The sequence below is a fragment of the uncultured Alistipes sp. genome (assembly GCF_902388705.1).
Lineage (GTDB): Bacteria > Bacteroidota > Bacteroidia > Bacteroidales > Rikenellaceae > Alistipes.
In genome coordinates, this window is record NZ_CABMQJ010000068.1 from 1 (window position 1) to 9,419 (window position 9,419).

Annotated in this window: 10 protein-coding genes; 7 read left to right on the forward strand and 3 right to left on the reverse strand. The window is 56.4% G+C overall.

Annotated elements, in window-relative coordinates:
• The first annotated feature begins 637 nt into the window (after positions 1–637).
• Positions 638–1,270, forward strand: coding sequence for a YiiX/YebB-like N1pC/P60 family cysteine hydrolase (locus QZT71_RS11000; protein ID WP_295916069.1), 633 nt, complete (start codon positions 638–640; stop codon positions 1,268–1,270).
• Here the strand turns inward: QZT71_RS11000 and QZT71_RS11005 are convergent.
• Entirely contained in the window at positions 1,267–1,929 is a 663-nt protein-coding gene (locus QZT71_RS11005; RefSeq protein WP_295916072.1) for an MgtC/SapB family protein, read from the reverse strand. The genes QZT71_RS11000 and QZT71_RS11005 overlap by 4 nt on opposite strands.
• Before the next feature lie 249 nt (positions 1,930–2,178).
• On the opposite strand from QZT71_RS11005, the gene rpmI reads away from it, so the two are divergent.
• The 5 genes from rpmI to QZT71_RS11030 all read left to right on the forward strand — a co-directional run bounded on the left by rpmI (position 2,179) and on the right by QZT71_RS11030 (position 6,768).
• Complete coding sequence (gene rpmI / locus QZT71_RS11010) at positions 2,179–2,373, forward strand: 50S ribosomal protein L35 (RefSeq protein WP_009598828.1); 195 nt, start codon at positions 2,179–2,181, stop codon at positions 2,371–2,373.
• Positions 2,374–2,464: 91 nt separating this feature from the next.
• Positions 2,465–2,809: a 50S ribosomal protein L20 gene (gene rplT, locus QZT71_RS11015; protein WP_295916078.1), complete on the forward strand. Its 345-nt coding sequence runs from the start codon at positions 2,465–2,467 to the stop codon at positions 2,807–2,809.
• Positions 2,810–3,061: 252 nt separating this feature from the next.
• Positions 3,062–5,095, forward strand: a complete 2,034-nt coding sequence (locus QZT71_RS11020) for a M6 family metalloprotease domain-containing protein (RefSeq protein WP_295916080.1) — start codon at positions 3,062–3,064, stop codon at positions 5,093–5,095.
• Between the two features lie 8 nt (positions 5,096–5,103).
• The gene (locus QZT71_RS11025) at positions 5,104–5,526 is read left to right on the forward strand and encodes a hypothetical protein (RefSeq protein ID WP_295916081.1); all 423 of its coding nucleotides are present in this window, start codon (positions 5,104–5,106) and stop codon (positions 5,524–5,526) included.
• 15 nt (positions 5,527–5,541) lie between these two features.
• Complete coding sequence (locus tag QZT71_RS11030; RefSeq protein ID WP_295916083.1) at positions 5,542–6,768, forward strand: MFS transporter; 1,227 nt, start codon at positions 5,542–5,544, stop codon at positions 6,766–6,768.
• Positions 6,769–7,041: 273 nt separating this feature from the next.
• On the opposite strand, the gene QZT71_RS11035 is transcribed toward QZT71_RS11030, so the two are convergent.
• Positions 7,042–7,983, reverse strand: a complete 942-nt coding sequence (locus QZT71_RS11035) for a hypothetical protein (RefSeq protein ID WP_295916086.1) — start codon at positions 7,981–7,983, stop codon at positions 7,042–7,044.
• 78 nt (positions 7,984–8,061) lie between these two features.
• A complete protein-coding gene (locus QZT71_RS11040) occupies positions 8,062–8,514 on the reverse strand; it encodes a DUF2147 domain-containing protein (protein ID WP_295916090.1) in 453 nt (150 codons plus the stop codon).
• 111 nt (positions 8,515–8,625) lie between these two features.
• Here QZT71_RS11040 and QZT71_RS11045 point away from each other — a divergent pair, with 111 nt between their 5' ends.
• Positions 8,626–9,345, forward strand: coding sequence for an MBL fold metallo-hydrolase (locus tag QZT71_RS11045; RefSeq protein WP_295916093.1), 720 nt, complete (start codon positions 8,626–8,628; stop codon positions 9,343–9,345).
• Positions 9,346–9,419: the final 74 nt, after the last annotated feature.

Sequence of the window (9,419 nt, forward strand, 5' to 3'; positions counted from 1 at the left end):
GGCCTGCCGCTAGCGTTCATCCTGAGCCAGGATCAAACTCTCCATTGTATAAAATGTTTTGTTTTTAAATCTTTAGCTCAAATCTCAAAGGTATTGTTTGAAATTCACTCTCTCGCGAGAGTGGAAAACTTTTAGCTGCTCAAATACTTCAAAGAACGCTGTTCAAATATATTGCTATAAAGAACAATTTCTTTCTTTTTGTCGGGTCGAACCTTGCGGCTTTTCCCTTTGTTCCGACCGCCGATTTTTCAGCGGAAAGTGGTGCAAAGATAAGTCAACTTTTTTGAACCACCAAATCTTTTCGAAAGATTTTTTTCAGAAATTTTCAGAACCTTTTTTCCTATCGTTTCGAACCGTATTTCTTATTCGAAGCGGGTGCAAAGGTAAGTCATTTTTCCGAATCTCCAAAAGATTTTGGAACTTTTTTCAAAATTTTTCAGAACGTGTTTTTGGTCGCTTTCGAGTGGTGTTTCTCTCTCAAAGCGGTTGCAAAGATAAGGGTATTCCGGAGTTATTTCCAAATAATTCCGGGACTTTTTTTCGACAATTTCGACACCCGTTTTGCACCCCGCTATCGGTCAGGCAGTTAGTTGTGAAAATTTTTTAATATATTTGCACGAACAAACACAGGAGAGGAATGAAACGGACTTTATTATATATAGGTATGCTTTTTTCGGCCATTTCATGCGGCCGGAACGGCGACCGGCTGCAAACGGGCGACCTGCTTTTCCAGGCCGGAAAGAACTCGGATATGACCGGAGCGATTACCGCCGCAACGGGCAGCGACGGGCGGCTTAATTTCTCGCATGTGGGGATTGCGGTGGCAGCGAACGGTGCGGATTCGGTGCTCGAAGCCACGACGGATGGAGGCGTCCGGCTCACCGCACTGCCGGAATTTCTCGGACGGTCGGCCAAAATCGACGGACGGCCGGCGGTCGTGGCCATGCGTTTGAAAGATACGACGGGGGTTGCGGCGGCGGTACGCCGGGCCCAGAAACTGCGCGGACTCCCCTACGACTATGCGTTCCGGCCCGGCAACGGCGCATATTATTGCAGCGAGCTGGTCTGGGAAAGCTACCTCCGGGAGGACGGCTCGCCTGTTTTCCCGGCCAGGCCGATGAACTTCCGCGCCGCGGACGGCACGCTGCCGCAATTCTGGACAGAGCTCTTCGCACGCCGCGGCGAGGCAGTCCCGGAGGGCGTGCCGGGGACGAATCCCAACGACATGGCGCGCGAAGCGGCACTCATAGAGGTTTTCCGCTGGTTCTAAACAATCCGCTCGACCGTGATGTCGGGCTCCTCGCGCAGCAGGTCGATATAGCGCTCCTCTTCGGTATTGCCTTTGGCACGGATTACCAGCGTGGCCCGGTAAACGACACCGGCGGCACTGCGCTGCGCCTCGACTTCGTAGGAGACGACGGCATACTCCTTACTCTGCAGGCGGTTGAACATGGCGTCGATCACACTGCGATCCGTCGCCGAAAATACGACCATCGTCCGACGCCGCCCCAGTCCGCCGAATACCAGCGTGAGCGCTTCGAGCGCGAAGAGCGTCAGCAGCGTAGCCGCGGCAGCCACGATATACATGCGGCCGCCGGCAGCAAGGCCGATGCCCGCCGTAGCCCAGAGGCTCGCCGCCGTCGTGAGCCCGCGGACGAGCTGGCGGTGGATAATAATCGTACCGGCGCCGATGAAACCGATGCCGCTCACCACCTGCGCGGCGACACGGCTGGGGTCGAGCCCCACACCGGAGTGCGCCAGGACATCGGCGAAGCCGTACTGCGAAACAATCATAATGAGCGCACTGCCCATCGCCACCAGGAAATGCGTGCGGAAACCCGCGTCTTTGACCCGGTATTCACGGTCGAGGCCGATCACCGTACCGCAAAGGCCCGCCACACACAAACGCAATATAAAATCCCACTCCATCAGCTGCGGTTTTAAATTTTGAATAGGAATCGATACACCTAATCCAAAGATACGACAAATTATCGGAACTGCAAACAGGCCCGCCCCGCGGGGAGCGGCGCCGGCACTCCGGGGCAGTCCCGCCGCAGGGGAACTGCAATAACCGGGCGAGAGGAAGAAAAACACGAGATTTTTCGGCGCCCGGGTTGCACAGTGCGGAATTTTTCGTATCTTTGCAGGCTATGTTTAACTAATTAACTATTTACGACAATGCCGAAAATGAAAACTAATGCCGCTGCGAAGAAGCGTTTTACCTTCACCGGCACGGGAAAGATCAAGCGTAAACACGCTTATCACAGTCACATCCTGACCAAAAAAACGACGAAACAGAAACGCAACCTCTGCTATTCGGGTACCGTTTCCGCGGCCGACGAGGCCAAAATCAAGAACCTGCTCGTTAAGTAATTAACCGGCGGAATTTTATTAACCGGAGCGAACCAGCCCCAAAGAATGCGGGAGAACCGTATCGCTGACAGCTCTTCAAAAACTTTACAGTATGCCACGTTCAGTCAACGCTGTTGCGTCACGCGCAAGAAGGAAGAAAGTTTTGAAACTTGCCAAAGGTAACTTTGGTTCAAGGGGAAACGTTTGGACCGTTGCGAAAAACACGGTCGAAAAAGGTCTGTGCTATGCTTATGCACACCGTCAACTCAAGAAGCGGACATTCCGTTCGCTGTGGATTACGCGTATCAACGCCGCAGTCCGCGCCCAGGGAATGACCTATTCGCAATTTATCGGCAAACTCAACACCAAGGGTATCGCTCTGAACCGCAAGGTTCTGGCCGACCTGGCGATGAACGAGCCGAAAGCATTCGAGGCAATAGTTAAAGCAGTTAAATAAGCCTTTCGAAGAAAGGTTTGTAGCGGCGGACACCTCGTGTGTCCGCCTTTTTTTTGCTCCGGCGTATATCCCTACAGAACGGTTTCCGGTATTTTAGGCGGCAATTCCTGTATTTTATCGTACATTTAAGCACTCATATCTAAAAAAGATTATATGCGACACGTTTCCCTCCTATTAGCCGCTGCGCTCGCAACATTCTTCTCCGGAATCGGCACAGCCCAGGCCATACCGGCCAAACCGGGTCCTGTCAAAGTGACCCAAAGCGACGGTACACAGCTCACAGTCCGCATCTACGGCGACGAATTCTATCACTACACACTCTCCGAGGAGGGCTATGCCCTGACAAGCGGGGCCAACGGGGATTATTACTTCGCGACCCTCGACACCCGCGGACAGTTGGTTTCGACCGGAATCAAGGCCAAACCGGTGAAGATGCTCACGGCTTCCGACCGGCAAAAAATCGGCACGCTGAAAAAAGGAGTGCGTCCCGCAATGACCATGCGCCAAAAGCAGATGCGCGCGGCGGCATCCGGGCACACGGCCGTTCCCACGGCACAAAAGGGCGGGATGACTCCCCCGGAAAAACTCGACGGAACCCGGTTCAACCCCTCCGGCAAGCAAAAGGGACTCATTATCCTGGTCGAATTCAGCGACCTCAAATTCACGACGCCCTCCCCACAGGCGGCTTTCACAAGGCTGCTCAATGAGGACGGTTACAACGAAAACGGGGCTACAGGAAGCGCATGGAACTATTACTACGATAATTCGAACGGCCGCTTCGACCCCGAATTCACCGTCGTCGGCCCCTACACGCTCTCGCATCCCCGCAAATATTACTACCCCGGCTCCTCCGATTTAGCCGCGGTCCAGCTGCAACTCATCCCCGAAGCCTGCCGCCTGGCCGATGCCGATGTGGACTTTTCGCAGTTCGCCGAGGAGGGCACCATACGCGACATCTTCGTCTTCTACGCGGGCGGCAACGAAGCCGACGGCAGCGATCCCAACGGCATATGGCCCCACCGTTCAAGCGTATATTTCGGGAACTTCTTCGACGGAGCGGAACTTAACGGCTACGCCTGCTCCAGCGAATTATCCTCCTATTCCGACGGCATCAAGATGGCGGCCATCGGCACATTCTGCCACGAATTCGGGCACGTACTGGGCTGGCAGGATTTTTACGACACCGACTACACGGCATCGGGAGGAAACACCTCCGCATTGGATTACTTTTCGCTCATGTGCACAGGCTGCTACAACAATGACAGCCGCACTCCGCCGTCGCTCAACATACTGGAGCGATGGATGGCCGGCTGGGCCGAACCCGAAGTGCTCACGGCCGGGGGAAACTACACGCTCGAACCTGCCTGGAAAGACAAGGGATACCTCGTGCACACGGAAACGGATAACGACTATTTCCTGCTGGAGGCCCGGGGTGCAGGCAGCTTCAAGTGGGACAATTACATCCCCAAAAACAATTATTATAACGCAGCCCCCGAAAAAAGCCGGGGCATGCTTGTGTACCACGTGGATTATACATCCAGCTCTAAAAATGCCTGGAATAACAATATCCTGAACTGCAACCCGGCCCACGAATGCCTGAAACTCGTCCGGTCGACTCCCGGGAATGCCTCCGCCTATATTCCCGTAAGAACCTATTTCCCCGGAACGGACGGCATCACGCAACTCTCCGCGACAACCAACAAGGACTACATTTCGTGGAATAACGACGAGCCCGGTTTTATCGTCAGCGGAATCCGGCTCGACGGCGAAAATATCCTCCTGACCGCCCAACCCAAATTCGTGCTCAAGGTCGACGTCCTTGCGAACCAGTACGACGCCCTGCTGACTTGGAACGGAGATGCGGCGGCCGTGTGGAAAGTCACCTGGGAATCGGGACAAACGCACAGGGAAGCAACCGTAAAGGGGAGCAATGTCTTCCACATAACCGGACTCACGCCCGCTACGACATATAAGGTGTCCGTCACGGACACCGGCACGACCGCAGTCAACGGCAAGCCCCTGACTTTCGATACGGAGCCGGTGGATGCCGGTAAAAGCGTACACATCGCCGTGCCGGCCGAAGGCTACGCCCACGACATCCCCGCCCTGTTGAGCGTACGCGATTATCCGGGCCCGGTCAGCCGAATCGACTGGTATATCGACGGCCGGAAAACCCAAAACACCTACACGACATTAGCGGCCGGTGATCACCACCTCACAGCCGTCATCACCGACGCCGGAGATCAGTCGCAGCAGTATATCGTCAAATATATCACCGTCAAATAGCATCCGCCATGAAACGACTCAAATACCTCATCCCGCTCTGCCTTGCCCTGGCACTCTCCTGTTCGAAAGACAAAACGGAAGATCCCGCCGTCAAGGCCCAGCGCACGGCGCTGCAAAACACCGAAGCCGTCGGAATCTACCGCAACGGCGACGCATTGCAGCTCTTCGACAAAACGGAACAGCAGCTGCTTGCCAATCCGTCGAAGCTGACATTCCGCATCCAGGACGATACAGGCCTGAAATTTGTCAGCCTGCAACTGGAGTCGATGCCCACCGACGGACAGAAAGTCCGCGGAACCTTTACCGACAACATGGGACTCGCCATCGGCAGCATCGAAGATTTAGAACTGATTAAATTCAGCCCGCAGCACCTTTGGTTCTGGTCTGACAATATGCGTGTGGGCTTCATCTTCCCGCGCATAGGGATGTAATACGGAAAACAAAGCGTGGAAAACTGGAAAAAGACATTCGCCGTTATCTGGAGCGGGCAGCTGGTATCGATATTAAGCAGCTCGGTCGTCGGCTTCGCGATCATCTTCTGGATGAGCATCGAAACCGGCTCGGCCGAGGTGCTGGCGCTGGCCGCCATTGCGGGCATGCTGCCACAGTCGCTGCTGGGGCCGTTCGTGGGGGTTTACGTCGACCGCTGGGACCGCAAGCTGACGATGATACTCGCCGACAGTTTCATCGCGCTCTGCACGCTGGCTCTGGCCGTGCTGTTCTGGCTCGAAGCGGCGCAGATGTGGCATATCTATGTCCTGCTGGCCTGCCGCTCGGTGGGGTCGGCTTTCCACACGCCGGCCATGCAGGCCTCGGTGCCGCTGCTGGCGCCCGAGAAACAACTGACGCGCATCGCCGGCATCAACCAAATCATCAGTTCGCTGTCGAACATCGTCGGCCCGGCGTTCGGGGCCCTGCTCATCAGCCTGACGGGAATCGGCAATATCCTGCTGCTGGATGTCGCAGGCGCCGTCGCGGCCTGCACCGCCCTGCTCTTCGTCCGGATTCCCAACCCGGAGCGGAGCACGCTCAAGCACGACCTGTGGCGCGAGTTCCGCGAGGGATTCGGCGCCATGCACGCCATTCCGGGCATGGGCTGGTTCTTCACGCTGGCCATCCTCGTATGGTTTTTCATCATGCCCGTGGGCGTGATGTTCCCGCTGATGACCCTGCAGCACTTCGGCGGCGACGCCTACGACATGAGCCTGATCGAAATCGTCTGGGGAGGCGGGGCGCTCATCGGCGGCGCCGTCATGGGCATCCGCACCTACCGCGTCAACCGCATCGTGCTGGTGAACCTGATGTACCTGACCATCGGACTGTCGTTCGCCGCGTCGGGCATGCTGCCGCCGACGGCATTCGTCTGGTTCGCACTGCTCTCCACGGTGGAGGGCATCACCAGCAGCGTGTTCAACGCATCGTTCGTATCCGTGATACAAAGCCGCATAGACGCGGGCGTACTGGGACGCGTGATGTCGCTCTATTACAGTTTCGGGCTGCTTCCCTCGGCAATCGGACTGCTCGGCACGGGGTTCCTGGCCGAAAATGTCGGGCTCACGACCACGTTCGTCATCGCCGGCAGCATCATCTTCGTCATCGGGTTGGCGGCGTTCTGCATTCCATCGGTCATGCGGCTCGACCGGCAGCAGCCCGGCGAAGCGCGAGCGGAATAAAGGCGGCAGGATAGACGGCAAGGACAGGCAGAAAAAAACAGGCAACAAGGACGGGCAACAAGGACGGGAGAAAAGGACAGAAGGAAAAACCAACCGCAGGACGGGAGGAAAACCGGGCGGCAGCCGGATACGGGCCGCAACAGGCAGGTGCAACGGCCGTACACGCGGACACAACGACCACACGCGGGGCCCTACCCGACCGGGCGTCCCGCAGGGCCGGGCATAAAAAAAGGCGGTGCGAAATTCGCACCGCCTTTTTCGTATCGCCGGAGATTAAATCGTCACCGTATTGCCGTTGTAGCTGATTGTCTGCTGCACTTTCGTGCCGGCCTCGTTGACCGTCCACTCGACAGTCACGCGCGGCGAGGGATAGAGGCTGAAATTGTAGTTGTCGAGCAGCTCGGCAGTAACCTTGCCGGTACGGATGCTGGTCGTTCCGTAATATTCGCCGTTGGACATGCTGAAACTCATCCTCGTGGAAGAAGCGCCGTCGTACGTATTGAACGTAGCGCCGTTGGCCGAGCCGTTGAACATGAACTTCTTGCCTACGCAGTCGGAGAAGGCGAAGTTTGCATTCTCGGGTTTCAGGGTAAAACGGCCGTTCCAGTCGGAAACGAGTTTCTCCGCATTGGAAATATAGGACTTCTGGCCCGCAATGCTGATTGCATAGGTACCGTCGCCCTCGTTGTAGATTTCCGTCGAACCGCCCGTAAGGATGATATTGTCCCCGTTGGTATTGCCGTTGTACGCCATCTTCAGCCCGTCCTCGAAGGTAATCGACCAGGGATTCGCCGTGCTGGCGTCGACCAACTGCTCCGCACCGTGGGTATCGATCAGCACGACACCCTCGCGCGTGTAGTAATCGATATCGGTATATCCGGGGAAAAACTCGATTTTGTATCCGGTTGCGGTCTTCGTGAGTTTCGTCGAGATGCCCAGCAGGCGATCCATCACGTTCACCTTGTCGACCACGAGGTTGTCCAAATCTTCCACCTCCACTTTGCCCTGCTTCTTGGCTTCGCCCAGCAGCAGCGCCAGGCGCATGCCGATATTGGCCTGCTGCATGGCCACGAAATTCTGGTTCATAGCACCCTGGTAGATATTCACTCCCGGCTGTACGGGCTGCAACTTCTTATAGGTGCTGTCCTCTTTGATACACCCGCTAAAAATCAGCGACATAGCTACCGCTGCTACAAACAAAACCTTCTTCATCATATTGAATTTTTAAATAATATTTGTGATATAAACGTATAATATCGGAAAATACTGCGTCGAACGGGAAAAATTATGCATTTATTCGACTTTCGTCCAGTAAACCGAGCGGCTGAAGCCGAGCAGCGAGCCCCTGACGCGCAGCGTGCGCTCGTCCTCGAACGACACCTCGACCTTGTAGCTTTTGCCTTTGGTCGGATCGTAGACGCGGCCGCCGTTCCACACCCCTTTGGCCGCATCGTATTTCACGCCGTCGACCACCACCACGCGGTCGGCACGCACCGAGCGCTTCGACTTGTCGGGATTCTTCACGTCCAGTTTGGGCGTTCCGTCGGGGTTGTCGGGGTTCTTGAGCCAGACAATCTGCCCGCGGTAGCTTCCGTCCGCCCGGCGTGTAAACTCCACTTTCGACTCCTTGCCCTCCTCCACGGCCTTGTAAGTGCCGAGTATGCGGTCGGCATCCTGCGCCGAAACGCCCGCAGCCGCAAAAAGCGCAACAACCAGCACGAGAAGCCCCTTATAAGTCGGTTTCATTCTTTTTTCAAATTCGATTGCAGCCCAAAGGTACGAATATTTCATATTTTTTCACTATATTGGTCATGTAATGTATAATATTTGAGCATGTACCCAAAACTCTTATTGCTTATGTCCATCCTATCGTTCTTCGGATGCGGAAAGAAAGCGCCCGAATACCCGGCCGACACGCTGACGACGCGTGACGGCACGCAGCTCACGATCACGTTTTTCAAACACGCCTCACTCTCGCTGGAAGCGGACGGCAAATACATTTACGTCGACCCGGTGAGCGGATACGCCGATTACGCCGCACTGCCCAAAGCCGACGTCGTGCTCGTCACCCACTCGCACTACGACCATCTGGACGTGGCCGCCGTGGAGGCCCTCCAGACGCCGCAGACCGAAATACTCTGCGACCGCACGTCGGCCGAGGCTTTCGAGATGAACTGCTACACGATGCGGCCCGGCAGCGTGGCCACCCCGCGCGATTACCTGAAAGTCGAAGCCGTAGCGGCCTACAACACGAGTGCCGGGCACCTGCAATTCCACCCCAAAGACCGGGAGGACTGCGGTTACATCCTCACCGTGGGCGGGTCGCGCATCTACATCGCGGGCGACACCGAACCGACACCGGAGCTGAAAGCGCTGAAAAACATCGACATCGCGTTCCTGCCCGTCAACCAGCCCTACACGATGACCGTCGAGCAGGCCGTCGAGGCCGTCAAGGCTATCCGGCCCGCGATTTTCTACCCGTACCACTACGGCGAGGTGGAGGAAAAGACCGACATCGACCGCCTGGTGCGCGAACTGGAGGGCGTGACCGAAGTCCGCGTGCGGCCGATGGAGTGAGCGATGCCCGGCGGCCGCGGGAAGCGGCAGCCCGGAAACCGGGGAAAAACCGCCGGTAAAAACATGCAGGCGGG

Bases quoted from the DNA above. Each gene is read 5' to 3' on its own strand.
- QZT71_RS11000 (WP_295916069.1), top strand. From the start codon at position 638: ATGAAACGGACTTTATTATATATAGGTATGCTTTTTTCGGCCATTTCA.
- QZT71_RS11005 (WP_295916072.1), bottom strand. From the start codon at position 1,929: ATGGAGTGGGATTTTATATTGCGTTTGTGTGTGGCGGGCCTTTGCGGT.
- rpmI (WP_009598828.1), top strand. From the start codon at position 2,179: ATGCCGAAAATGAAAACTAATGCCGCTGCGAAGAAGCGTTTTACCTTC.
- rplT (WP_295916078.1), top strand. From the start codon at position 2,465: ATGCCACGTTCAGTCAACGCTGTTGCGTCACGCGCAAGAAGGAAGAAA.
- QZT71_RS11025 (WP_295916081.1), top strand. From the start codon at position 5,104: ATGAAACGACTCAAATACCTCATCCCGCTCTGCCTTGCCCTGGCACTC.
- QZT71_RS11035 (WP_295916086.1), bottom strand. From the start codon at position 7,983: ATGATGAAGAAGGTTTTGTTTGTAGCAGCGGTAGCTATGTCGCTGATT.
- QZT71_RS11040 (WP_295916090.1), bottom strand. From the start codon at position 8,514: ATGAAACCGACTTATAAGGGGCTTCTCGTGCTGGTTGTTGCGCTTTTT.
- QZT71_RS11045 (WP_295916093.1), top strand. From the start codon at position 8,626: ATGTCCATCCTATCGTTCTTCGGATGCGGAAAGAAAGCGCCCGAATAC.